At 72.2% G+C, this 23738-nt stretch carries 22 protein-coding genes; 16 read left to right on the forward strand and 6 right to left on the reverse strand.

All coding sequences use genetic code 11. The features are described from left to right. Nucleotides 1-14: 14 nt before the first annotated feature. The 4 genes from ACFVW8_RS23275 (at nt 15) to ACFVW8_RS23290 (ending at nt 5239) form a co-directional block, all read left to right on the forward strand. The gene (locus ACFVW8_RS23275) at nt 15-1376 is read left to right on the forward strand and encodes an NYN domain-containing protein (RefSeq protein WP_389692962.1); all 1362 of its coding nucleotides are present in this window, start codon (nt 15-17) and stop codon (nt 1374-1376) included. A 284-nt stretch (nt 1377-1660) separates the two neighbouring features. Continuing rightward, the gene (locus ACFVW8_RS23280) at nt 1661-2686 is read left to right on the forward strand and encodes an NlpC/P60 family protein (protein ID WP_389692964.1); all 1026 of its coding nucleotides are present in this window, start codon (nt 1661-1663) and stop codon (nt 2684-2686) included. 238 nt (nt 2687-2924) lie between these two features. Continuing rightward, a complete protein-coding gene (locus ACFVW8_RS23285; RefSeq protein ID WP_389692966.1) occupies nt 2925-3956 on the forward strand; it encodes an NlpC/P60 family protein in 1032 nt (343 codons plus the stop codon). 29 nt (nt 3957-3985) lie between these two features. Next, complete coding sequence (locus tag ACFVW8_RS23290) at nt 3986-5239, forward strand: hypothetical protein (RefSeq protein ID WP_389692968.1); 1254 nt, start codon at nt 3986-3988, stop codon at nt 5237-5239. 21 nt (nt 5240-5260) lie between these two features. On the opposite strand, the gene ACFVW8_RS23295 is transcribed toward ACFVW8_RS23290, so the two are convergent. Continuing rightward, on the reverse strand, nt 5261-6490 hold the full coding sequence (locus tag ACFVW8_RS23295; protein ID WP_389692970.1) for a glycosyltransferase 87 family protein: 1230 nt from the start codon (nt 6488-6490) through the stop codon (nt 5261-5263). Nucleotides 6491-6591: 101 nt separating this feature from the next. Here ACFVW8_RS23295 and ACFVW8_RS23300 point away from each other — a divergent pair, with 101 nt between their 5' ends. Then, nucleotides 6592-7734 carry a glycosyltransferase family 4 protein gene (locus tag ACFVW8_RS23300; protein ID WP_389692972.1) on the forward strand — a complete coding sequence of 381 codons (1143 nt, stop codon included), beginning with the start codon at nt 6592-6594 and terminating at the stop codon, nt 7732-7734. Between the two features lie 64 nt (nt 7735-7798). Here the strand turns inward: ACFVW8_RS23300 and ACFVW8_RS23305 are convergent, their stop codons facing one another. Beyond that, a complete protein-coding gene (locus tag ACFVW8_RS23305) occupies nt 7799-9595 on the reverse strand; it encodes an AMP-dependent synthetase/ligase (RefSeq protein ID WP_389692974.1) in 1797 nt (598 codons plus the stop codon). A 279-nt stretch (nt 9596-9874) separates the two neighbouring features. Between ACFVW8_RS23305 and ACFVW8_RS23310 the strand changes: the two genes are divergently transcribed. The 6 genes from ACFVW8_RS23310 to ACFVW8_RS23335 all read left to right on the forward strand — a co-directional run bounded on the left by ACFVW8_RS23310 (nt 9875) and on the right by ACFVW8_RS23335 (nt 14905). After that, a complete protein-coding gene (locus ACFVW8_RS23310; RefSeq protein WP_389692976.1) occupies nt 9875-10681 on the forward strand; it encodes a metallophosphoesterase in 807 nt (268 codons plus the stop codon). Between the two features lie 117 nt (nt 10682-10798). Then, nucleotides 10799-11248, forward strand: coding sequence for an SRPBCC family protein (locus ACFVW8_RS23315; protein WP_389692978.1), 450 nt, complete (start codon nt 10799-10801; stop codon nt 11246-11248). A 4-nt stretch (nt 11249-11252) separates the two neighbouring features. Continuing rightward, nucleotides 11253-12485 carry an ArsA family ATPase gene (locus ACFVW8_RS23320; RefSeq protein WP_389692980.1) on the forward strand — a complete coding sequence of 411 codons (1233 nt, stop codon included), beginning with the start codon at nt 11253-11255 and terminating at the stop codon, nt 12483-12485. Nucleotides 12486-12569: 84 nt separating this feature from the next. Next, on the forward strand, nt 12570-13028 hold the full coding sequence (locus ACFVW8_RS23325; protein WP_389692982.1) for a DUF5304 domain-containing protein: 459 nt from the start codon (nt 12570-12572) through the stop codon (nt 13026-13028). 73 nt (nt 13029-13101) lie between these two features. After that, nucleotides 13102-14043: an ROK family glucokinase gene (locus tag ACFVW8_RS23330; RefSeq protein ID WP_389692984.1), complete on the forward strand. Its 942-nt coding sequence runs from the start codon at nt 13102-13104 to the stop codon at nt 14041-14043. 82 nt (nt 14044-14125) lie between these two features. Then, nucleotides 14126-14905 carry an endonuclease/exonuclease/phosphatase family protein gene (locus ACFVW8_RS23335; protein WP_389692986.1) on the forward strand — a complete coding sequence of 260 codons (780 nt, stop codon included), beginning with the start codon at nt 14126-14128 and terminating at the stop codon, nt 14903-14905. A 58-nt stretch (nt 14906-14963) separates the two neighbouring features. Here the strand turns inward: ACFVW8_RS23335 and ACFVW8_RS23340 are convergent, their stop codons facing one another. Then, nucleotides 14964-15641, reverse strand: coding sequence for a hypothetical protein (locus ACFVW8_RS23340; RefSeq protein WP_389692988.1), 678 nt, complete (start codon nt 15639-15641; stop codon nt 14964-14966). Further along, nucleotides 15634-16413 carry an alpha/beta hydrolase gene (locus ACFVW8_RS23345; protein ID WP_389692990.1) on the reverse strand — a complete coding sequence of 260 codons (780 nt, stop codon included), beginning with the start codon at nt 16411-16413 and terminating at the stop codon, nt 15634-15636. The genes ACFVW8_RS23340 and ACFVW8_RS23345 overlap by 8 nt, the downstream gene beginning before the upstream one ends. 162 nt (nt 16414-16575) lie before the next feature. On the opposite strand from ACFVW8_RS23345, the gene ACFVW8_RS23350 reads away from it, so the two are divergent. The 5 genes from ACFVW8_RS23350 to ACFVW8_RS23370 all read left to right on the forward strand — a co-directional run bounded on the left by ACFVW8_RS23350 (nt 16576) and on the right by ACFVW8_RS23370 (nt 21568). After that, nucleotides 16576-17349, forward strand: coding sequence for a lysophospholipid acyltransferase family protein (locus tag ACFVW8_RS23350; RefSeq protein ID WP_389692992.1), 774 nt, complete (start codon nt 16576-16578; stop codon nt 17347-17349). 34 nt (nt 17350-17383) lie between these two features. Beyond that, the gene (gene macS / locus ACFVW8_RS23355) at nt 17384-18607 is read left to right on the forward strand and encodes a MacS family sensor histidine kinase (protein ID WP_389692994.1); all 1224 of its coding nucleotides are present in this window, start codon (nt 17384-17386) and stop codon (nt 18605-18607) included. After that, complete coding sequence (locus ACFVW8_RS23360) at nt 18604-19302, forward strand: response regulator (protein WP_389692996.1); 699 nt, start codon at nt 18604-18606, stop codon at nt 19300-19302. The genes macS and ACFVW8_RS23360 overlap by 4 nt, the downstream gene beginning before the upstream one ends. Before the next feature lie 111 nt (nt 19303-19413). After that, complete coding sequence (locus ACFVW8_RS23365) at nt 19414-20442, forward strand: 6-phosphofructokinase (protein ID WP_389692998.1); 1029 nt, start codon at nt 19414-19416, stop codon at nt 20440-20442. A 121-nt stretch (nt 20443-20563) separates the two neighbouring features. Then, nucleotides 20564-21568 carry a 2-hydroxyacid dehydrogenase gene (locus ACFVW8_RS23370; RefSeq protein ID WP_389693000.1) on the forward strand — a complete coding sequence of 335 codons (1005 nt, stop codon included), beginning with the start codon at nt 20564-20566 and terminating at the stop codon, nt 21566-21568. Nucleotides 21569-21592: 24 nt separating this feature from the next. On the opposite strand, the gene ACFVW8_RS23375 is transcribed toward ACFVW8_RS23370, so the two are convergent. Beyond that, complete coding sequence (locus tag ACFVW8_RS23375; RefSeq protein WP_389693002.1) at nt 21593-23536, reverse strand: anthranilate synthase family protein; 1944 nt, start codon at nt 23534-23536, stop codon at nt 21593-21595. 99 nt (nt 23537-23635) lie between these two features. Beyond that, nucleotides 23636-23692: a trp operon leader peptide gene (locus tag ACFVW8_RS23380; protein ID WP_073735655.1), complete on the reverse strand. Its 57-nt coding sequence runs from the start codon at nt 23690-23692 to the stop codon at nt 23636-23638. Between the last annotated feature and the right edge of the window lie 46 nt (nt 23693-23738).

Below are 23738 nucleotides of genomic sequence, written 5' to 3' on the forward strand. Positions count from 1 at the left end.
TGAGGTGACGGATGGTGGAGCAGCCCGCTGGCGGCGCCGCGTCGGCCGATGCGGCCGACGACGCCGTGGAGGCGCTCGACCGCCCGCTGCCCGAAGGCGTGCGGCGCCGGGTCGTGGCGCTGGTCTCGGACGCGTTCGGTGGGCTCACGGTCACCGAACTCCCGGCTCAGCTCAGACAGTACGCCCGTTTCACGCCGAGCCGGCGTGCCAAGTTCGCGGGGAACGCGATGGCGGCCGCCCTGGAGAGCGACGCGCCGTTCCGCCGGCGGATCGGTGAACGGCTGCGGGAGACCCAGTCGGAGCTGAGCGCCGCCCTGGAGGCCGGTTCGCCGCCCGCCGCCGCCGATCCCGTCGACGTGGCCGCCGCGGCCTATGTGCTGCGCCCGGCCGGCTGGGTGAAACTCCTCGCCGCCGCGGGCGAGGAGGCCGAGCGGGCGGACGCGGAGCGGGCCGACGACGAGAGCCGGCGCGAACTGGAACGGCTGCGCGAGGAGCTGGTCCAGGCGCGGGCGCACACCAAGAGCGAGACCGAACGGCTCCGCGGCGACCTGGACACGGCCCGCAAGGAGACCGAGTCGCTCCAGCGCAAACTGCGCAGCGCGGCCAACGAGGTGAAGCGCGGCGAGGCGGCGCTGCGCCGGGGCAGGGCCGAGAGCGATGCCGTCCGGGCCGAGGCGGCCGCCCAGGTGTCCGCGGCGGAGAGCGAGACCCGGAGGCTGCGGGCTCGGCTCGGCGAGGCGGAGGCCTCCGTCGAGGCGGGGCGCCGGGCGGCCCGTGAGGGACGCTCGGTCGAGGACATGCGGCTGCGGCTGCTGCTCGACACGGTGCTCGAAGCGGCCGGAGGGCTGCGGCGCGAACTGGCGCTGCCCCCCTCCTCGATGCGGCCGGCGGACAGCGTCGACGCTGTCGAGCCGGGCCGGATGTCGCCCAAGGACATTGCCGCCCGGGCCCTTTCGGAGACCGATCCGGCCCTGCTGGACCAACTGCTGGCGCTGCCACAGGCGCATCTGATCGTGGACGGCTACAACGTCACCAAGACCGGCTATCCGCAGATGCCGCTGGAGAAGCAGCGGCTGCGGCTGCTGGGCGGCCTGGCGATGCTCGCCGCCCAGACGGGCGCCGAGATGACCTGTGTCTTCGACGGGGCCGAACTGGCCGCCCCGGTACTGCTCGCGCCGCCGCGCGGCGTCCGGGTGCTGTTCAGCAAGGCGGGAGTCACGGCGGACGAGCTCATCCGCCAGCTGGCACGCGCCGAACCGACCGGACGGCCCGTCGTGGTGGTCTCCACCGACCGCGAGGTGGCCGACGGAGTGGCGAAGGCAGGGGCCAGGCCCGTTGCGTCCGCCTTGCTCCTGAAGCGGCTTTCGCGCGTTTAGCGAGACATGGTGCGGTGTGCCGGAATTCCTGGAACGGTCCGTCAGATCGCCGCTACGCGCAGTGTGGTGTGGGTAAAGAAGTACCCCCTGTGACGAGATATTTCCTGTGAGGATTTGAACTGATCACAGGATGGTCACTAGGGTCAGGCCTCGAACCTTCGCACGGTTGATCACCCATCCGGGGTGACAGTGAAGGAACCGCCGAATCCGTGATGTACACGGAGCCGGGGATTCACGTCCCCCACAGCCCGGTAGGCGGCTCGAGGAAGAAGGAGCTCGCCTCCGTGGCGTCCCACCGTCGTCCCAGGAACCCGAGCCGCGCCCGTGTGACCGTGCTCACCGCCACTGCCGCCGCAGCCGTGGCTCTCACCTCCCAGGCCGCTCACGCCGACCCCAAGCCGACCAAGAACGAGGTCAAGGCGAAGGTCGACAAGCTCTACCACGAGGCCGAGGTCGCCACCGAGCAGTACAGCGGGGCCAAGGAGCAGCAGGGCAAGCTCCAGAAGCAGGTCGACGCGATCCAGGACAAGGTGGCCCGCGGTCAGCAGGAGCTCAACACGCTCCGCTCGGGCCTCGGTTCGCTCGCCGCCGCGCAGTACCGCTCCGGAGGCATCGACCCCTCCGTCCAGCTCTTCCTCGCGTCGGACCCGGACAGCTTCCTCGACCAGGCCTCCTCCCTGGACCAGTTGACGGCCAAGCAGGCCGAGTCGCTGGCGAAGATCCAGGGCAAGCAGCGGTCCCTCGCGCAGCAGCGCAAGGAGGCCCAGGACAAGCTGAGCGACCTCGCCGACGTCCGCAAGACGCTCGGTGAGAAGAAGAAGAAGCAGCAGGGCAAGCTCGCCGAGGCGCGGGAGGTGCTCAACACCCTCACCGCCGCCGAGCAGGAGCAGATGCGCAAGGACGACCTCCGCGCCAGCCGCGACGCCGGTGACCGCGTCGACCTCGGCAACGAGGCCCCGGCCTCCGGCCTCGGCGGGGCCGCACTCCAGGCGGCCTCCACGCAGGTCGGCAAGCCGTACGTCTCCGGCGGCACCGGCCCCAGCTCCTACGACTGCTCGGGTCTGACCCAGTGGGCCTACGCCCAGGCCGGCGCCCAGATCACCCGCACCACGTACACCCAGATCAACCAGGGCACCCAGATCGGGCGCAGCCAGCTCAAGCCGGGCGACCTGGTCTTCTTCAGCAACACCTCGCACGTGGCGCTGTACGCGGGCAACAACACCGTGCTGCACGCCCCGAAGCCGGGCGCCGTGGTCCGCTACGAGTCGATGAACACCGTCGGTGCCTACCAGACCGCCGTGCGCATCTGATCACGCCCGAACGGGCGAATTCCCGCGCCCCGTACTGACTGCCCGCCCCGCCGGAGACCACAGGTCACCGGCGGGGCGCCGCTGTTTGCGGCCCCGGTTCGCCCGGCGCGGTCTTTGTCCGCTCCGTGATCGCACGACTACTGTCTGCCTGCTGTGCAGCTCCCGGTCGTCGGTCCGCCCGCCCCGGGTGGCAGGGGCTGCGCACATCTGCGTACAGCGGAAGGGAGTGCGGCGTCCTGTGGTGTCCCATCGCCGTTCCACACAGCCCGGCGTGAGCCGGAGCGTCCGGGTCACTGTCCTGTCGGCCGCGGCGGCGACCGCCGCCGCGACGCTCGGGGCGGCCACCGCCGACGCCGAGCCGCACGACACCCCGCAGGCCGCCGGGGCCCGGGTCGACCGCCTCTACGCCGAGGCCGAGCGCGCCACCGAGCAGTACAACAAGGCCGGTGAGAACGCCGGACGGCTGCGCGGCGAGGTACGGCGGGCGCAGGAGCGGGCGGCCCGGGGCCAGGAGCGCGTCAACAGGATGCGTACGGCGCTGGGTTCCACCGCCCGCGCGGAGTACCGCTCGGGAGGCATCGACCCCTCGCTCGCCCTGCTGCTCTCCTCCGACCCCGACAACTACCTCGACCGGGCAGCCGTGCTGGGCCGGGTCAACGACGGCCGGGCCACCACCCTGGCCCAGCTCCGCAAGGCCCAGCGGGCCCTCGCCCAGACCAGGGCGGAGGCGGCCCGTTCGCTCGCGGGCCTGGAGCGCAACCGCGCCGCCCTCAGCCGCCACAAGCGGTCCGTCGTACGCAAGCTCACCGAGGCCAGGCAGCTGCTGAAGTCGCTGCCCGGCGCCGACCGGGCTGCCTTCGAGCGTGCCTCGCGCGGCGGCCGGGACGGGGTGACGGCGACGATGGCGGGACTTCCGGTGGGCTCGGCGCGGGCCGCGGCCGCCGTCGCGGCCGTCCAGGGGGCGCTGGGCCGCCCGTACGTCTGGGGCGCGAACGGACCGTCCGGATTCGACTGTTCCGGGCTGATGCAGTGGGCGTACGCCCAGGCCGGGGTCAGCCTGCCCCGCACCTCCCAGGCCCAGCGGTACGCCGGGCACATGGTGCCGCTCGCGGAGGCCCGCCCCGGCGATCTGGTCGCCTATCGCGCGGACGCGAGCCATATCGGGATGTATGTGGGGAACGGCCAGGTCATCCATGCCCCGTACCCCGGCGCCCCCGTCCGCTACGACCCCGTGGGCATGATGCCGGTCTCCTCGGTGACCCGGGTCTGACCCACGGGCCGGCCCGTACTCTCGTTCATGTGGCTGATCAGGGGCGCACCGCAGGGCGGGCGCGTGGCGGACGTGGACGGCGGCGGGCGGCGGGTGCCGTGCTCGCCGCACTGCTGTGCGCCACCGCATGCTCGGCCCCGGCCGGTGACGTCCCCGACACCACGGCCCGTGACATCCGCGCCACCCTGGACCGCCGGGCCGCCGCGGTGCTGCACCACGACACGGACGGCTATCTGGCCGTCGTCGCCCCGGACGCCACCGACCTGCGGACCGAGCAGCGCAAGGAGCTCGGCCGTCTCGCGGACATGCCGATCGGCTCCTGGACGTACCGGCTGACCGACGTCTCACCGCACGGCGCGGACCGGGCCACCGCCGACGTCCGGCTCGGCTACCGGATCAAGGGCTACGACAGCGCACCGGTCTCCGTGGACCGGGTGCTCGACCTGGAACGCGTGGACGGACGCTGGTACCTCACCGCCGACCGGCCGGCCGAGGGCGGCGGCCGGCAGCTCTGGCAGCAGGGCGACGTGGAGGTGGTGCGCGGCACGCACAGCCTGGTGCTGGGCGTCGGCCGCTCCCGCGACGAGCTGACGGGGATCGCGGCCACCGCGGACAGCGCGGTGCCCGCCGTCTCCGACGCCTGGCCGGAGAAGTGGGCCGGGCGTGTGGTGGTGCTGGTGCCGGACACCGTGCAGGACATGGCGGAGCTGCTCGGCTCGCCCGCCGCGAACTACCGGGGCATAGCGGCCGTCACCACCGGCGAGACCGGCGGCTCGGGCACCGCGCCCGCCGACCGGGTGATCGTCAACCCGCAGGCGTACGCACTGCTCGGCGAGTTCGGGCAGCGCGTCGTCCTCACCCACGAGACCACCCATGTGGCCACCCGCACCCGCACCTCGTCCGCGACCCCGACCTGGCTCTCCGAGGGCTTCGCCGACTGGGCGGCCTACCGGGCCGAGCAGCGCACGGCGGCCGAGATCGCGCCGGAACTGGCCGAGGCCGTCCAGCGCGGCGAACCGCCCGCCGCCCTGCCCACCGACGAGGACTTCGGCTTCGGCGGCGACGCGGACCGGCTGGCGAGGGCGTACGAGGGCGGCTGGCTGGCCTGCGAGCTCATCGCCGAGCACTGGGGCGAGGAGAAGCTGTTCGCCTTCTACCGGGCCGTCGGAGGGCACTCAGGGCGGGACGGAGCGGTGGAGCAGGCGCTGCACGAGGTGCTCGGCACGACTCCGCAGGACTTCACGGTGCGCTGGCGGGAGTACGTGGCCGACCGGCTCGGCTGACCGCGGGGCCCGGCCGGGGGCTCAGCCCGCGACCGTCTCCGGCTCGGGGGCGGACGCGGAGGCATTCCGGGCCCGCCCGGTCACCGTGTCCCGCCACAGCCGCCCGCCCGCGATCAGCGTCGCGGCGACCAGCAGGCCGTTGCGCACGAACATCAGCGTCACGCCCGTCGCGTCACTCGTCACCACATGGCCGAACCCGAGTGGGAACTCAAGCTGGGTGACGCCCGTCGCCGCCAGCACCAGACAGGCCGGCAGCGTCATCCGGCTCTCCCGGAAGACCAGGCACACCGCCGCGAGACCGACCAGCCACAGCATGTACTGGGGGCTGATCACCCGGCTCGTGGTGGTGAACAGCAGGACCGCCGTGAACGCCGCGTCCGCCGGAGTGCTCACGACGAACGTGCGTGCCCTCAGCCGCCACACCAGCAGCCAGCCGAACGCGAGGAGGCTCAGCACCATCGCGAGCGTGCTCACCAGCGGCACGTGCGGGCCCAGGAACTCCAGCGAGCCGTAGTGCAGCTCCACCCGGCCCTGCCAGCCGAACTGCCGCGCCACATGGAAGACCAGCGCGCCCAGCGACTCGACCTCGGTGCCCCGGTCGCGCTGGAAACCGAGGAAGGCCAGCGCGCCGGGCGCCGCCACCGCGCACAGCGCCAGCAGCCCGAGCGCCACCCCGGCGGCGGTCGTCCACGCCAGCCGCGTCCGGCGCCCGCGTGCCGTACCGGCGAGCACCAGCGCCGGCCACACCTTCAGCAGCGCCCCGAAGGCCGCCAGCGCCCCCATCACCCGCGGATGCCGCACCCCGGCCAGCAGCGCCGCCACGGCGACGGCTGTCACCATCACGTCGTACCGGGCGTACGCGGTCGTCCCCAGCAGCGGCACCCCCGCCACCCACACCCAGGCCCCGGCCGTCCGCCGCGCGCCGCCGCGGCCCGCGTACAGCAGCAGGCCCAGGACCAGGGCATCGCAGAGGAAGGCCAGGACGAAGAAGGCCGAGGCGTAGTCCAGGAACGGCAGCAGGGCGGGGGAGAGGATCGCCAGCGCCGCGACCGGCGGATACTGCCAGGTGACGTCGGACTGCGGGTAGCTGCCCGAGCTCAGCACGCCGTACCAGCCGTGGTAGATCACCGACACATCGCTCGTCACGTCCGGGCCCGGCAGGGTGAAGACCTTGATGACACAGAGCAGCAGCAGAGCCCTGCTGAGGGCCCACACCACGAAGGCCGGTTGTGCGCTGCTCGAACCCGTCATGTCCCGCCCTCGTCCGTTCCGCCGGTGGTACGACAGGACATGATGCCTGGCAGGCCCGCGCGAGAGCCACGAGGCCCGGCCGCCCGGTACTGTCGGCGGCGATGGACAAGACCCTGATCGTGACCAACGACTTCCCGCCCCGCCCCGGTGGCATCCAGGCGTTCCTGCACAACATGGCCCTGCGGCTGGACCCGGACCGGATCGTCGTCTACGCCTCCACCTGGAAGCGCGGCCCCGAGGGCACGGCTGCCACCGCCGCCTTCGACGCCGAGCAGCCGTTCACCGTGGTCCGCGACCGTACGACCATGCTGCTGCCGACCCCGCGGGTGACCCGGCGCGCGGCGCAGCTGCTGCGCACCCACGGCTGTTCGTCCGTCTGGTTCGGCGCCGCAGCCCCGCTCGGACTGATGGCGCCGGCGCTGCGCCGCGCCGGCGCCCGGCGGCTGGTCGCCACCACGCACGGGCACGAGGCCGGCTGGGCCCAGCTGCCCGCCTCCCGGCAGCTGCTGCGGCGGATCGGCGAGGGCACGGACACGATCACGTATCTCGGCGAGTACACCCGCTCCCGGATCGCCGCCGCGCTCACCCCGGCGGCCGCGGACCGCATGGTCCAGCTGCCCCCGGGCGTGGACGAGAAGACCTTCCACCCGGACTCCGGCGGCGATCTGGTGCGGGCCCGGCTCGGGCTCACCGACCGGCCGGTCGTCGTCTGTGTCTCCCGGCTGGTGCCCCGCAAGGGCCAGGACACCCTGATCCTCGCCATGCCCGCGATCCTGGCCGAGGTCCCGGACGCCGTCCTGCTGATCGTCGGCGGCGGACCGTACGCCGGAGAGCTGCGCAAACTGGCCGCCGAGACGGGGGTGCAGGAATCGGTGCGGTTCACCGGACCTGTGCCCTGGGCGGAACTGCCCGCGCACTACGGGGCCGGTGACGTCTTCGCGATGCCGTGCCGCACCCGGCGCGGCGGCCTCGACGTGGAGGGCCTCGGCATCGTCTACCTGGAGGCGTCCGCGACCGGGCTGCCGGTGGTGGCGGGCGACTCCGGCGGCGCCCCGGACGCGGTGCTCGACGGCGAGACGGGGTGGGTGGTGCGTGGCGGCTCGGCCGAGGAGTCGGCGGAGCGGATTGCCGCGCTGCTCGGTGACGCGGAGCTGCGCCGGCGGATGGGGGAGCGGGGCCGGGCCTGGGTCGAGGAGAAGTGGCGCTGGGACCTGCTGGCGGAGAAGCTCAGGGCACTGCTGTGAACGTGGGAGGGGGCCCGCACCTGACATGGTGCGGGCCCCCTCCCACGCGTACGCCCAGCAGGGATCAGCCGCGGTAGATCGACTCCACCTCGTCCGCGAAGTCCTTCGCCACCACATTCCGCTTCAGCTTCAGCGACGGCGTGATGTGGCCCGCCTCCTCGGTGAACTGGGCGGCCAGGATGCGGAACTTGCGTACGGACTCCGCCTTGGACACCGCGGCGTTGCCGTCGTCGATCGCGCGCTGCACCTCGGCCAGCAGCTCCGGGTCCTCGCGGAGCGACAGGGCGGTCGAGCCGACCGGCTTGCCGTGCTCCTCGGCCCAGTGGCCCAGGAACTCCTCGTCCAGTGTCACCAGCGCGCCGACGAACGGGCGGCCGTCGCCGACCACCATGCACTCCGCCACCAGGGCGTGCCCGCGGATGCGGTCCTCTATGACGGCGGGCGCGACGTTCTTGCCGCCGGCCGTGACGATGATCTCCTTCTTGCGGCCGGTGATCGCGAGATAGCCGTCCTCGTCGAGGGTGCCGATGTCGCCGGTGTGGAACCAGCCGTCGGCCAGCGACTCGGCCGTCGCCGTCTCGTTGTTCCAGTAACCGGAGAACAGGTGCTCGCCGTGCAGCAGCACCTCGCCGTCGTCGGCGATCCGCACGACCGAGCCGGGCAGCGGCTGGCCGACCGTGCCGATCTTCTGCCGGTCCCACGGGTTGAAGGCAGTGGCCGCGCACGTCTCGGTCAGGCCGTAGCCCTCCAGGACGGTGAAGCCGATCCCGCGGTAGAAGTGGCCGAGCCGCTCACCGAGCGGCGCGCCGCCGGAGATCGCGTACTCGCCGCGTCCGCCGAGCACGGCCCGCAGCTTGCTGTAGACCAGCCGGTCGAACACCTTGTGCTTGAACTTCAGGCCCACGGACGGGCCCTGCGGTGTGCCCAGCGCACGGCTGTAGGCGATCGCCGTGTTCGCGGCCTTGTCGAAGATCTTGCCCTTGCCGTCGGCCTGCGCCTTGGCGCGCGCCGAGTTGTAGACCTTCTCGAAGACCCGCGGCACGCCGAGGATCAGCGTCGGCCGGAACGCGGCCAGTTCATCGGTGAGGTTCTTGATGTCCGGTACGCAGCCGAGCTTGATCGGGGCCATCACCGAGGCGACCTCGACCAGCCGTCCGAAGACGTGGGCTGCGGGCAGGAAGAGCAGGACCGAGCACTCACCGGTACGGAAGAGCGGCTTGAGCCGCTCCACCACGTTGCCGCACTCCGCGAAGAAGCTGCGGTGTGTGAGCACACAGCCCTTGGGGCGGCCGGTGGTACCCGAGGTGTAGACGATGGTGGCCGGGTCGTCGGCCTTGGCGCTCGTCATCCGAAGGTCGAGTGTCTCGTCCGAGACGTCCTCGCCGATCGCCGAAAGCTGACGGATCGCGTCGTCCTCGATCTGCCAGATGCCCTTCAGACCGGGCAGACCTGCCTGGACCGAGACCACGGAGGCCTGGTGCGCCTCGGACTCCACGACGCACAGGGTGGCGCCGGAGTCACCGAGGATCCACTGGATCTGCTCGGCGGAACTGGTCTCGTACACCGGCACGGTGACGGCGCCCGCGCTCCAGATCGCGAAGTCGAGCAGCACCCACTCGTAACGGGTGCGGGACATCAGGGCGACCCGGTCGCCGGGCTCGACACCGGCGGCGATCAGCCCCTTGGCGACGGCTCTGACCTCGGCCAGGAACCGGGTGGCGGTGACGTCCGTCCAGACGCCTGCCACTTTGCGGCTCATCACCGCGACATCGGGATGCTGAGCGGCATTGCGGCGGATGAGATCCGTCAGGTTGCCGTCCGAGGGGACCTCGTACAGGGCCGGAAGGCTGAACTCGCGCAAGACTGCTGCTCCTCATCGGGCTCCGGTGCCACGGCTCTGTGTGACGCACCGGCGCGGTCCAAGATGGCGGGTGCTCAGTGGGGTGAGCACGACTGGACTGCCCGGACGTTACCCACCGGTACTCGGTTCCGGATAGGGGTTTCCGGCCAGATGTCTTGCGCGTCACACATAACCGGCGGGCCTTTCGCGCACAGTAGTGCACCTCGGCCGGGCGCTGGAAGTAACCGCAGGTCCGGTGGCCTCTACCCAGGTGGACGCCGGAGTCCTAGGGTGATCTTCATGCGAGCCGGACCGAACAGCCGGGGAGCCGCCGCCGAGCGGCGCACCCGTATCCACGTGGTCAGTGACGTGCACGGGAACACCGAGGCGCTGGCCCGCGCCGGGGAGGGTGCCGACGCCCTCGTCTGCCTGGGCGACCTGGTGCTCTTCCTCGACTACGCGGACCACTCGCGCGGTATCTTCCCGGAACTCTTCGGTGTGGAGAACGCCGACCGGATCGTCGCGCTGCGCACCGAGCGCCGTTTCGACGAGGCCCGCGACTTCGGCCGGGGCCTGTGGGCGGGCGTCGACCGCAACTCCGCGATCGTGTCTGCGGTGCGCAAGCAGTACGCCGAGATGTTCGCCGCGCTTCCCACCCCGACGTACGCCACCTACGGCAATGTCGACATCCCCACCCTGTGGCCGGAGTACGCCAGGCCCGGAACCACCGTCCTGGACGGCGAACGGGCCGAGATCGGCGGCCGCGTCTTCGGGTTCGTCGGCGGCGGCCTGCAGACCCCGATGCGCACCCCGTACGAGATCAGCGACGAGGAGTACGCCGCCAAGATCGAGGCGGTCGGCGAAGTCGACGTGCTCTGCACGCACATCCCGCCCGACATCCCGGAGCTGACGTACGACACCGTGGCGCGCCGCTTCGAACGCGGCAGCCGGGCCCTTCTCGACGCCATCCGCCGCACCCGCCCCCGGTACTCCGTTTTCGGCCATGTCCACCAGCCCCTGGTTCGACGGATGCGGATCGGCGCCACCGAGTGCGTGAACGTCGGCCACTTCGCCTCGACCGGCAGGCCGTGGGCGCTGGAGTGGTGACCGGGCCGGGCCGGGCATCGCGGCAGGCCCTGGGCCGAGGCGCATCGCACACGCGATAGCCTTCTGGCGGCAGGCCTCTGCCGACCGACCGGTACACCGCACTGGAGGGCCACAGCGATGGCTGAACACACCAGCTCGAGCATCACCATCGAGGCGGCACCGGCCGACGTCATGGGCGTGATCGCCGACTTCGACCGCTATCCGGAATGGACCGGCGAGGTCAAGGAGGCCGAGGTGCTCGGCACCGACGACCACGGCCGCGCCGAGAAGGTCCGCCTGGTGCTCGACGCCGGGGCGATCAAGGACGACCACACCCTCGCGTACACCTGGATCGGCGACTACGAGGTCAGCTGGACCCTGGTCAAGTCCCAGATGCTGCGCGCCATCGACGGCTCCTACGCACTGGCGCCGCTCGGCGAGGGAGACCGCACCGAGGTCACCTACCGGCTGACCGTCGACGTCAAGATCCCGATGCTCGGCATGATCAAGCGCAAGGCGGAGAAGGTCATCATCGACCGCGCCCTGGCCGGACTGAAGAAGCGCGTCGAGTCCGTCCCGGGGGCCTGACCCGGTGCGTACGGTCCTGGTCACCGGCCCCGGCGGCGCCGGCCGTACCACCGTCGCGGCGGCGACCGCGCTGGCCGGTTCCCGGCACGGCGCCCGCACCCTGCTGATCTCCGCGGACGTCATACCCGGCTTCCCCTCCGGCACCGAACCCGCACAGGTCACCGACTCCCTGTGGTCCGTGCGGACCGACTCCGCGGAGCACTTCCGCAGCGAGCTTCTGGCCCTTCAGGACCAGCTGTCCGGAGTGCTCGGACTGCTCGGCGGCAACCAGCTGGACGGCGAGGAGCTCACCGAGCTCCCCGGCAGCGACCAGCTCGCCCTCCTGCACACCCTGCGCCGCGCCGCCCGGGGCGACTGGTCCCACGACGGCTACGACCTCCTCGTCGTCGACCTGCCACCACTGCGCGAAGCCCTCGCCGTACTGGCCCTGCCCGAACAGCTGCGCCGCTATCTGCGCCGGCTGCTGCCCCAGGAACGCCAGGCCGCACGCGCCCTGCGCCCGATGCTCGCCCAGCTGGCCGGCGTGCCCATGCCCGCTCAGTGGCTGTACGAGGCCGCCGCCCGGCGCGACGCCGAACTCGCGGAGGTCCAGGCGCTGATCGAGGACCGCGCCACCACGCTGCGCATCGTCGCCGAGCCGGGACCGGCCGCCGAGGACGCTTTGCGCACCGCCAGGACCGGCCTCGCCCTGCACGGGCTGCGCGTCGACGCGCTGGTGGCCAACCGGGTGCTGCCCCGGCACTCCTCGGACCCCTGGTTCGCGGCGCTCGCCGCGCAGCAGGAGAAGTGCCTCGACCACTGGCGCGAGGAATGGGCCGCCGAGGCCTCGCCGGCCGAGGTGGCGCACCTGGGGCGTGACCCGCAGGGCCCCGCCGACCTGGCCGCCCTGACCGGCGGGGATGCCGCGCTGGCGGTGGACGAACGGGGGACCGGCCGTGCCGAGGACCCGTGGTGGATCGAGGAGTCGGGCACGCCGGACGGCGTCGACGGCCCGGACGGCCCGGACGGCCCGGACGGAATACTGATCTGGTGCCTGCGGCTGCCGGGTGCGGTCAAGAAGGACCTCCAGCTGGTCCGCCGGGGCAGCGAACTCCTGCTGACCGTCGGCCCGTTCCACCGCATCGTGCCCCTGGAGTCCGCGCTGCGCCGCTGCACCGTCTCCGGCGCCGCGCTCACCGACGGGGTGCTGCGCGTCCGCTTCACGCCCGACCCGGACCTCTGGCCCAGGACGAGCTGACAGCCCCTGCCCCCGTTCGGGTACCGTCGTAGGTACGGGTCCCGTGTGCCGGGCCGCCGGCCACCCACGTCGCAGGAGTCCGCCATGAGCGAAGCCACCGATCGTCCCGTCGACGACGACGCGTGGGCGCAGGCCTGCGCCGAGGACCTCGCCGCCGAGAAGGCCCGCCGCCGCGCCGAGTACGGCCCGCCGCCCGGCTCCGCCGCCGAGGAGCTGCGCAAGCTGATGGACGCCGTGGCCGACAAGGTCTCGTCCCTCCAGTCGCCGCTGTTCGGCATGGCGGCCCAGGGCGCGGTGCAGCAGGTCATCAAGCAGGCGAAGTCCGCGGTCGAGCCCGTCATCGAGCGCAATCCTGACGTTTTCGACCACATCGCCGCGGCGGGCGGCGAACTGCTCGCCGCGTACCGCTCCGCCGTCGAGGGGCAGGAACGCCGCTGGACCCAGGGCGCGGGGGACCCCGCAGGCACCGAAAAGAAGGCCGACGACGCCACCGACCCCCGTGACGAGGGGCCCGGCACCGGCGAACACATCGATCTGGACTGACCGGCGGCGACAGGGCGGGGCCCGGCCTCGGGTACGGTTGCCCCAGCGGGGCTCGACCGAAACTGAGGGATTCATGGGACTCACCATCGGCGTCGATATCGGCGGCACGAAGATCGCAGCTGGAGTGGTCGACGAAGAGGGCCAGATCCTCTCGACCTTCAAGGTGTCGACCCCGCCGACGGCCGAAGGCATCGTGGACGCGATCGCGGCGGCGGTGTCCGGCGCGAGCGAGGGGCACCCGGTCGAGGCGGTCGGCATCGGCGCGGCAGGATACGTCGACGACAAGCGGGCCACGGTGCTGTTCGCACCGAACATCAACTGGCGACACGAGCCGCTCAAGGACAAGGTCGAGCAGCGCGTCGGCCTTCCCGTGGTCGTCGAGAACGACGCCAACGCGGCGGCCTGGGGCGAGTACCGCTTCGGCGCCGGCCAGGGCCACGAGGATGTCATCTGCATCACGCTCGGCACCGGTCTCGGCGGCGGCATCATCATCGGCAACAAGCTGCGCCGCGGACGCTTCGGCGTGGCCGCCGAGTTCGGCCACATCCGGGTCGTCCCGGACGGTCTGCTCTGCGGCTGTGGCAGTCAGGGCTGCTGGGAGCAGTACGCATCCGGGCGGGCACTCGTCCGCTACGCGAAGCAGCGCGCCAACGCCACCCCGGAGAACGCCCCGATCCTGCTGGGGCTCGGTGACGGCACGGTCGAGGGCATCGAGGGCAAGCACATCAGCGAGGCCGCCCGGCAGGGCTGCCCGGTGGCCGTCGACTCGTTCCGCGAGCTGGCCCGCTGGGCCGGCGCCGGGCTCGCCGACCTCGCCTCGCTCTTCGACCCGTCCGCCTTCATCGTCGGCGGTGGCGTCTCGGACGAGGGCGAGCTGGTCCTCGACCCGATCCGCAAGTCGTTCCGGCGCTGGCTGATCGGCGGCGAGTGGCGTCCGCACGCCCAGGTGCTCGCGGCCCAACTGGGCGGCAAGGCCGGTCTGGTGGGCGCTGCGGACCTGGCCCGGCAGGGCTGATCCGAACCGGCACCACGGACATCACGGACGCCCGTCGCGCCCCTGTCGGGGAGCGGCGGGCGTCCGTCGTATCGTGACCGGCATGGCCATGATGTCGCTGCCAGAATCCCGTACCGAGCAGGACGGCTCGGCCGTCATCAGGGTGCTCAGCTACAACGTCCGGTCGATGCGCGACGACCCCGCGGCGCTGGCCCGCGTGATCCGCGCCTGCGCACCCGATCTGGTCCTCGTCCAGGAGGCGCCGCGCTTCTTCCGCTGGCGCAAGCGCGCCGCCCGGCTCGCCGCCGCCGCCGATCTGGTGATCCTCGGCGGTGGAGCCACCGCGGCCGGACCGCTGCTGCTCTGCTCGCTGCGCGCCACGGTGGAGCGGACCGAGGACGTCCTGCTGCCGCTCACCCCCGGACTGCACCGCAGGGGATTCGCCACCGCGGTCGTGCGGATCGCCGACACCCGGATCGGCGTGCTGAGCTGCCATCTGAGCCTCCAGCGCGAGGAGCGCCTGGCCCAGGCGGAGTTGCTGCTGGAGCGGCTGGACGCGATGGGTGTGGAGCACGCCGTCGTGGGCGGCGACCTCAACGACGTACCGAGCGGGCAGGCGTTCCGGCTGCTGGCCGGGCGGCTCCAGGACTGCTGGACGGTGCGGCCCCGGGGCGGTGAGCACACCTTCCCGCCGCACGACCCGCGCAAGCGGATCGACGCTCTCTTCGCCACCGGGGGCGTCGAAGTGCTCGGCTGCGGCGTCCCGTCCGGCCTGCCCGGGGTGGCCGAGGGCGACCTGCTGGCCGCCACCGACCATCTGCCGGTGCTGGCCGCGCTCAGGGTGCCGGCGCTCGCGGTGCCGGACCCCGCGAGCCCAGCCTGATCCAGACGGAAGGTCCCAGGACCCAGCCTGATCCAGACGGAAGCCCCAGGACCCCTGCTCAGACCACCGCGCCGCGGCCGGGGTCGTCGCCGTCCTCGTCGTCGTGCTCCATCCGCGCCACCAGCGTCACGAATCCGCCCAGGAAGCCGCCGACGCAGACCGTCGTCAGCCACCAGGTCATCTCCCACTGGAGCAGCACCGCGAGCAGCAGCAGGACCGGCCCGCCGACCACCGCGAGCCAGGCGAACTTGGCCGTGACATCGGCCTCCGGCAGGGGCGGCGGCTCCGGCGGCACGAAGTGGCCCTCGCCGCTGTCGTCCCCGTCGTCCGTACTGCCCCCGGTGGGTTCCGCCGGCTCGTAGTCACGCGGGCCGCCGACGCCGGGGGCGAACACCACCGAGCTGCCGAGCGGCTTCTCCGGCGGCTTGGGCGGCCGCTTGTCGATGCCCTTGTCCGGGTCGAGGGCGGTCAGCGGGCCGTCCTCCTGGAGCGCGAGATCCTCGATGGACCGGAACGGCTTGGCGCCCGGCGGGTCCGGCGGCTCGTCGCCGTACCCCGCGACGATCGCCTGCCAGACGGCGTCCTCGTCGACCGGCCGCTCCCCGTCGCCGCCCGGAGCCAGGCCCGTGGACTCGGACGCGGGCGCGCCGCCGTCATCAGGGACGGCCGCTCCCTCTGCGGGGAGCGGCTCGCGCTCCTCCTCGCTGCCCGCGCGATCCGCGTCGTGCTCAGCCACCGGACGTGCTCCCCTTCTTCCCGACGCTCGGAGCGAGGCGGCCGACGAACGAATAGCTCTCGTCGAAGATCCGCTCCGCATCATGGTCCAACGTCGCCACGTGGTAGCTCTGTTCCAGCAGGATCTCCTCGACGTCCCTGGACGACACCCGGCTCAGGATGCGGGCCGAGTCGGCCGGGGGCACGACATGGTCCTGCGGGCTGTGCAGCAGCAGGAGCGGCTGGGTCACCTGGGGCAGCTCGGCGTCGACCAGCCGGAAGAACTTCCGCAGCGAATGGGCCGCGTGCAGCGGTACCCGGTTGTAGCCGATCTCCTCGGAGCTCCCCAGAGCGATGTCGTTGACCAGCCCCTTCGTCGTCGGCACCAGATGGCGGACGACCGGCAGCGCGTGTGCGGCGAGACCGTGCACCTTGTTGCCCGGATTGACGAGCACCAGGCCCCGTACCGCGTCACCGTGCTTCGCCGCGAGCCGCAGGGCGAGCGCGCCGCCCATGGAGAGGCCGAAGACGAAGACCTGGGAGCACCGCTCCAGCAGCGACCGCAGCTCCCGGTCCACCTCCGCGTACCAGTCCTGCCAGCCGGTCACCTGCATGTCCTGCCACCGGGTGCCGTGCCCCGGGAGCAGCGGCAGCGAGACCGTGAGCCCGCGCTCCGCCAGGTAGCCGGCCCAGGGGCGCAGCGACTGCGGGGAACCGGTGAATCCGTGACAGAGAAGGACGCCGACCTCTCCGCCCTCGTGGCGGAACGGCTCGGCTCCAGGAAGGACCGGCACCGGGGTCTCCTGTTCGTGAGGCTCGAAGGGGAGCGGAAGGGGGAGCGCGGAAGGATTACTTCACCGTACGCGACCGGGCCGACACCGACCAGGGCCGTCACCGGGAGCGGGGGCGGACGGATGCTCTAAGGTCTGACCGACAGCACACAGGAGGCACCCGAGTTGATCTACGGCGCTATGAAGTTCTCCATTGGCGGGTCTCTGAAGCTCGCCTTCAGGCCGTGGGTGGAGGGCCTGGAGAACATCCCCGCGCAGGGTCCCGCGATCCTGGCGAGCAACCATCTGTCGTTCTCCGACTCCTTCTTCCTGCCCGCCGTCCTGGACCGCAAGGTCACCTTCATCGCCAAGGCCGAGTACTTCACCGCGCCCGGCGTGAAGGGCAAGCTCACCGCTGCCTTCTTCAAGGGGGTCGGCCAGCTCCCGGTGGACCGCTCGGGTGCCCGGGGCGCCGGGGAGGCGGCGATCAAGGCCGGTATCGAGGTGATCGAGAGCGGCGGCCTCTTCGGTATCTACCCGGAGGGCACCCGCTCGCCCGACGGCCGCCTCTACCGCGGCAAGCCCGGCGGGCTCGCCCGGGTGGCGCTCGCGACCGGGGCTCCGGTCATCCCCGTCGCGATGATCGACACGGAGAAGATCCAGCCGCCCGGCCAGGTGGTGCCCAAGCTGATGCGCCCGGGGATCAGGATCGGCAAGCCGCTCGACTTCAGCCGGTACCACGGCATGGAGGGCGACCGCTTCATCCTGCGCTCGGTCACCGACGAGGTGATGTACGAGATCATGAAGCTGTCCGGGCAGGAGTACGTGGACATCTACGCGACCGCCGCCAAGCGGCAGCTCGCGGACGAGGCGAAGCGGCAGGCGGAGGCCGCCAAGCAGGCCGCGTCCGGCGGCCGGGACGAGCAGCCGGGTACGGACGGGGACCGCGGCAGCGCCTGAGCGCGCGCGGTCCGTCCGGGGTGGGGAGAAGAAGATGGCCAAGCGCGTGCGGGTCGTGCGGATGTCGGTCGAGCAGCCGCTGTGGCGTGCCCTGACGGCGTACCGCATTCTGACGACGCTCTACGCGATCCTGCTCGCCGTCTTCGGACGCGACAAGTACGAGCGGCCGTGGGTGGCCGTCGTCTTCCTGACGGTCATGGCCGTCTGGACGCTCGCCACCCTGCCGTGGGTGGCGAGCGCCGCGGCGTGCACCAAGCGCTTCCTCGGGATTGATCTCGCCCTCGCCCTCGCCGGCATCCTTCTGACCCCGCTCGCCGACTTCCAGGCCCAGCACGTCGACGGCCCGACCCTGCCGTCGATCTGGACCGCGGGCTCCGTGCTGGCCTTCGCGATCAAGGGCGGCTGGCGCTGGGCGGCCTTCGCCTCCAGCCTCGTCGCCGTCGCCAACCTCATCGAGCGCGCCGAACCCAGCCGCGACACCCTGCACAACGTCCTGCTGGTCTGGGTGGCCTCCATCGCGATCGGTTACGTCGTCGAGGTCGCCCGCGCCAGTGAGCGCACCCTCGCCCGCGCCCTGGAGATCGAGGCCGCCACCCGGGAACGGGAACGGCTGGCGCGCGACATCCACGACAGCGTGCTCCAGGTCCTCGCGATGGTGCAGCGACGCGGTACGGCGATCGGCGGCGAGGCCGCCGAACTGGGCCGGATGGCCGGGGAGCAGGAGGTCGCGCTGCGCACCCTGGTCTCCAGCGGCCTGGTGCCGCCCACCCGGGTGTCCGAGGACGCCGCCGAGGGCGCCGTGGTGCGGACCGTCGAGACGGACGACGAGCCGGACGCGCCGGGCGGTACGGACCTGCGCGCCCTGCTCGCCCCGCACGCCGGCTCCCGGGTCAGCTTCGCGGAGCCCGGCGCCCCGGTGCTGCTCCCGCCCGCGGCGGCCGGCCAGCTGGCGGCCGCCGTCGGCGCCGCCCTGGACAATGTCCGGGTGCACGCGGGGGAGAACGCCCAGGCCTGGATCCTGGTCGAGGACTGGCCGGACGAGGTGATAGTGACGGTCCGGGACGACGGACCCGGCATCCCGGAGGGGCGGCTCGCCCAGGCCGAGGGTGAGGGGCGGCTCGGCGTCGCCCTGTCGATACGTGGCCGGCTGAACGAGCTGGGCGGCACGGCAGAGCTGATCTCGGTGCCCGGTCAGGGCACCGAGGTCGAACTGAAGGTTCCGAAGATCTCACGGGGGAAGGCGGGTTCGGTCCGATGAGCGCAGAGCACGATCAGGGCGCGGCGGGACAGCAGCGGGCGATCAGGGTGATGGTGGTCGACGACCACCCGATGTGGCGCGACGCCGTCGCCCGTGACCTCGCCGAGTCCGGTTTCGACGTGGTGGCGACCGCGGGCGACGGCCCGCAGGCCGTCCGCCGGGCCGGGGCCGTCAGCCCCGACGTTCTCGTCCTCGACCTCAACCTGCCCGGGATGCCCGGCGTCCAGGTCTGCAAGGAGCTCGTCGGCTCGCACCCCGGGCTGCGGGTCCTGGTGCTCTCCGCGAGCGGTGAGCACGCCGATGTGCTGGAGGCGGTCAAGTCCGGTGCCACCGGCTATCTGGTGAAGTCGGCGAGCACCCAGGAGCTGAGCGAGGCGGTCCGCAGCACCGCGGCCGGCGACCCCGTCTTCACCCCCGGCCTCGCCGGCCTCGTACTCGGCGAGTACCGCAGGCTGGCCTCCGAGCCGGCCCCCGTCGCGTCCGACGAGCCGAAGGCCCCGGAACTCACCGACCGGGAGACCGAGGTGCTGCGGCTGGTCGCCAAGGGACTCTCGTACAAGCAGATCGCCGAACGGCTGGTCATCTCGCACCGCACCGTCCAGAACCACGTCCAGAACACCCTGGGCAAGCTCCAGCTGCACAACCGGGTGGAGCTCGTGCGGTACGCGATCGAGCGCGGCCTCGACGACATCTGAGATCAACAGCCGCACATTGCGCGGGAATTGACCGTACAACCCATCACGGAGTGACCTGGATCACCCTTAGCGTGGAGTTGAGTGAGCTCACTTCGGCGAAGGGATGCTTCCATGCGGGTCGGAGTACTGACCGGGGGCGGCGACTGCCCCGGGCTCAACGCGGTCATCCGTGCCGTCGTCCGCAAGGGCGTGCAGGAGTACGACTACGACTTCATCGGTTTCCGGGACGGCTGGCGCGGGCCGCTGGAAGGGGTGACGGTCCCGCTCTCCATTCCGGCGGTGCGCGGCATCCTGCCGCGCGGCGGCACCATCCTCGGATCCTCACGCACCAACCCGCTCAAGGCGGAGCACGGCGTCCGCCGGATCAGGGACACCCTCGACCGGCACGAGGTCGACGCACTCGTCACGATCGGCGGCGAGGACACCCTCGGGGTGGCGGCGACCCTGTCCGACGAACACGGCATTCCCTGCGTCGGCGTACCGAAGACCATCGACAACGACCTGTCCGCCACCGACTACACCTTCGGCTTCGACACGGCCGTCGGCATCGCGACCGAGGCCATCGACCGGCTGCACACCACGGCCGAGTCCCATATGCGGGTCCTGGTCGTCGAGGTGATGGGCCGCCACGCCGGCTGGATCGCGCTCCACTCCGGGCTGGCCGGCGGTGCCAACGTCATCCTCATCCCGGAACAGCCCTTCGACACCGACCAGGTCTGCGCCTGGGTGACCTCCCGGTTCCGGGCCAGCTACGCCCCGATCGTGGTGGTCGCCGAAGGGGCCGTGCCGGCCGAGGGCGAGATGGTCCTCAAGGACGGCTCGCAGGACTCCTTCGGCCATGTCCGCCTCTCCGGCGTCGGCGAGTGGCTGGCCAAGGAGATCGAGCGCCGCACCGGAAACGAGGCCAGGACCACCGTCCTCGGGCACGTCCAGCGCGGCGGCACCCCCAGCGCCTTCGACCGCTGGCTCGCCACCCGGTTCGGCCTGCACGCCATCGAAGCCGTGCACGACGGCGACTTCGGGAAGATGGTCGCCCTGAGCGGCACGGACATCGTGCGGGTGCCGATCGCCGAGGCGACGGCCCGGCTCAAGACCGTCGACCCGGCGCTCTACGCGGAAGTGGGGGTCTTCTTCGGCTGAGGGCCGGGCGGCGTGCCGGGCGTCCCGGCCTTATATTCGCGATGACCGGACCGTCCGGCTCCGTACGCGCCCCGGTGCGTGGGGACCCGGCACCCCGCCCGCATCAGTCACGGGAGACGTCGTGGAAATCCTGGCCTTCGGTGTGCAGTCCGACGAGAAGCCGCTGATCGAGAGAGCGTTCGCCGGGACGCACGAGGTCCGCTGCCTGGACGTCTTCCTGAACCGGGACACCGCCCCCATCGCGGCCGGCTACGAGGCCATCTCCACCAGCGTCAACGCCGACCTGGGCAGCGGCGTCCTGCAGACCCTCGCGGCCGGCGGCACCCAGATGATCGCCCAGCGGTCCACCGGCTTCAACAACATCGACCTGGACGTCGCCGAGCGCCTCGCCATGCGCGTCGCCCGCGTCTCCTATTACTCGCCGTACTCCGTCGCCGAGTTCGCCTGGGCCCTCGCCATGGCGGTCAACCGCCGTGTCATCCGGGCCGCGAGCCGCACCCGTGACTTCGACTTCCGCCTCGACGGACTCCTCGGCCGCGACATGCACGGCCGCACCGCCGGCGTCGTCGGCACCGGCAAGATCGGCGAGGCCTTCACCCGGATCGCCCATGGCTTCGGCATGAATCTCCTCGGCTGGGACGTCGCGGAGAACCCGGCCTGCGTCGAGCTGGGCATGCGGTACGTCGAGAAGGAGCAGCTCCTGGCCGAGTCCGACCTGATCAGCCTGCACGTCCCGCTGCTGCCCTCGACGCACCACGTCATCGGCAGGGACGCCCTGGCCCGGATGAAGGACGACGCGATCCTGGTCAACTCCAGCCGCGGCGGACTCGTCGACACCACGGCCCTGGTCGGGGAGTTGCGGGCCGGCCGCTTCCTCGGTGTCGGACTCGACGTCTACGAGGCCGAGGCCGGGCTCTTCTTCCTGGACAAGTCCCTGGAGGGCATCGACGACGACACCCTGGCCCGGCTGGTCACCTTCCCGAACGTCATCGTCACCTCGCACCAGGCCTACTACACCGAGGACGCGGTGGGCCAGATCATCGAGGCCACCGTCCGGAACATCGACGACTACCTGGCCGGCCGCCGCAGCGAGAACGTCCTGGTCCCGGCGGTGCCCGGGTCCTGATTCCGGCGGACCCGGGCGGCCCCCTCAGCCGCGCACCGGCAGCCCCGCCAGCAGCTCGCCCACGATCGCCGCGCCGCGCAGCGTCAGCACCGACTCAGGGTGGAACTGCACCGAGGCGAAGCCGTCGCCGCGCAGCGCGTGCAGCTCCCCGGTCGCCCCGTCCACGCTCGCCTCGATGCCGTGCGCCGCCAGTTCGGTGACCACGGCGTCGTCGCAGCGCGCGGTGAAGCTGTTGTAGAAGCCGACGGTCTCCGGCCGCCCGAACAGCTCGATCCTGGTCTGCGCGCCCTGGTACGGCACGGTCTTGCGGACGATATCGAGACCCAGCTCCGCCGCGATCAGCTCGTGGCCCAGACACACACCCAGCAGCCCGTGCCGGTGGTCCCGGACCAGCTCGGCGGCCAGCGCGCGCAGCAGCCGCATCTTCGGATCGGCCGCATCGCCCGGATTGCCGGGACCGGGTCCCAGCACGATCGGCCCCTCGTGCGCCCGCACGGCCTCGCGCAGCCCCGGCTCGTCGTAGCGGCGCACCGACACATCGAGACCCGAGGCGCGCAGCAGATGCCCCAGCATCGCGGTGAAGGTGTCCTCGCCGTCGATCACCAGCGCATGGCCGGACAGCTCGTCGGTGCGCTCCTGCATCCGCAGCCAGAACGGTGCGAGCCCGTCCCGCCTGGCGTCCAGCGCAGCCCGCACCCGCGGGTCCTCGGCCAGTCGCGGCGGCGCGCCCCCGGTCCTCGGCCGGCCCGGCAGCACGCCCAGCGCGGTCAGCACCCCGGCCGCCTTGGCGTGGGTCTCGGCGACCTCGCTCTCCGGGTCGGAGTGGCGCACCAGCGTCGCCCCGACCGGTACCCGCAGCTCACCGTCCGCCGAGATGTCGGCGGTCCTGATCAGGATCGGCGAATCCAGCGTCTGCGCCCCGTCCGGACCCTGCCGCAGGAGGGCCAGCGCGCCCGCGTAGTAGCCGCGCCCGCCGGGCTCGTACCGCTCGATGACCCGGCAGGCGTTCTGCACGGGGGAGCCGGTGACGGTCGCCGCGAACATGGTCTCCTTCAGCACCTCGCGCACATCCAGCGAGGAGCGTCCGCGCAACTCGTACTCCGTGTGGGCGAGATGGGCCATCTCCTTGAGCCGCGGGCCGATCACCACCCCGCCCATGTCGCCGACGGTGCACATCATCTTGAGTTCCTCGTCGACCACCATGGAGAGCTCCTCGGTCTCCTTGCGGTCACCGAGGAAGGCCAGCAGGCCCTCCGCGGACGGTCCTTCGGCCGGGTAGCGGTAGGTGCCGCTGATCGGGTTCATCACGACCGTCCCGCCGGACATCCGCACATGCACCTCGGGGCTGGCGCCCACCAGCGTCCGCCCTCCCGCCGCCCGCCGCCGCCCCGAGGACGAGAGCCCCTCGGGCTCGCCGCCATCTGTGTGGACGACGAACGTCCAGTACGCCCCCCGTTCCCCGGCCAGCAGCCGCCGGAACAGCGCCAGCGCGTCCGCCCGGCCGAACCCCGGGATCTCGCCCCGGAAGGTCCGCCGGATGACGAAGTTCGCACCCTCGCCCCGGCCGATCTCGTCCTCGATGACCCGCCGGACGGTGCCCGCGTACTCAGCGTCCCCGACGTCGAAGGCACCGTCCTCGACCCGCACCTCATGGGCGGGGAGCAGCTCCAGCGCCTCGTCGAGGCGGAGTTCGTACGTCTCGTCCGCGACCAGCACGGTCAGCGGGGTCCCGTCGTCCCGCACGTCGAAGCCGCGCTCGGCGATCTGCCGGAACGGCACCAGGGCGAGCGAGGGCCGCTCACCGACGGGGATACCGGCGAGCCGGTCCACCTCCCGCACCCGGCCGATCAGCACCTCGACGGTGTCGTGGTCATGGCCGGGCGTACGCCGGCGGAGCAGGGCGAAGGGCGGGCAGTCGTCGCCGAGGAGTCTCTCGACGATCTGCTGCGGTGCGGTGTGCGGTGTCATGCGGGGTTCCCTCCACTGGAATCAGCTGGGAGGAACGGCCCGTGGACACGGAAAAGGCCGCCCCTCGGGCGGCCTCTGCGTCTGTCTGTGTGCGCGCAGTCAGTGGGCCGCCGGATGAGCGGTCCACCACCAGTTACGGGTCGAGTGCGCGAACATGCACGTACCTTAGCCCACGCCGTGACACGAAGGGGCCCGTTGCACC

This window comes from Streptomyces sp. NPDC058221 (assembly GCF_042882365.1).
Taxonomy (GTDB): Bacteria; Actinomycetota; Actinomycetes; order Streptomycetales; family Streptomycetaceae; genus Streptomyces.

Bases quoted from the DNA above. Each gene is read 5' to 3' on its own strand.
- ACFVW8_RS23295 (WP_389692970.1), bottom strand. From the start codon at position 6,490: ATGACGGGTTCGAGCAGCGCACAACCGGCCTTCGTGGTGTGGGCCCTC.
- ACFVW8_RS23300 (WP_389692972.1), top strand. From the start codon at position 6,592: ATGGACAAGACCCTGATCGTGACCAACGACTTCCCGCCCCGCCCCGGT.
- ACFVW8_RS23310 (WP_389692976.1), top strand. From the start codon at position 9,875: ATGCGAGCCGGACCGAACAGCCGGGGAGCCGCCGCCGAGCGGCGCACC.
- ACFVW8_RS23315 (WP_389692978.1), top strand. From the start codon at position 10,799: ATGGCTGAACACACCAGCTCGAGCATCACCATCGAGGCGGCACCGGCC.
- ACFVW8_RS23325 (WP_389692982.1), top strand. From the start codon at position 12,570: ATGAGCGAAGCCACCGATCGTCCCGTCGACGACGACGCGTGGGCGCAG.
- ACFVW8_RS23330 (WP_389692984.1), top strand. From the start codon at position 13,102: ATGGGACTCACCATCGGCGTCGATATCGGCGGCACGAAGATCGCAGCT.
- ACFVW8_RS23335 (WP_389692986.1), top strand. From the start codon at position 14,126: ATGGCCATGATGTCGCTGCCAGAATCCCGTACCGAGCAGGACGGCTCG.
- macS (WP_389692994.1), top strand. From the start codon at position 17,384: ATGGCCAAGCGCGTGCGGGTCGTGCGGATGTCGGTCGAGCAGCCGCTG.
- ACFVW8_RS23360 (WP_389692996.1), top strand. From the start codon at position 18,604: ATGAGCGCAGAGCACGATCAGGGCGCGGCGGGACAGCAGCGGGCGATC.
- ACFVW8_RS23365 (WP_389692998.1), top strand. From the start codon at position 19,414: ATGCGGGTCGGAGTACTGACCGGGGGCGGCGACTGCCCCGGGCTCAAC.
- ACFVW8_RS23375 (WP_389693002.1), bottom strand. From the start codon at position 23,536: ATGACACCGCACACCGCACCGCAGCAGATCGTCGAGAGACTCCTCGGC.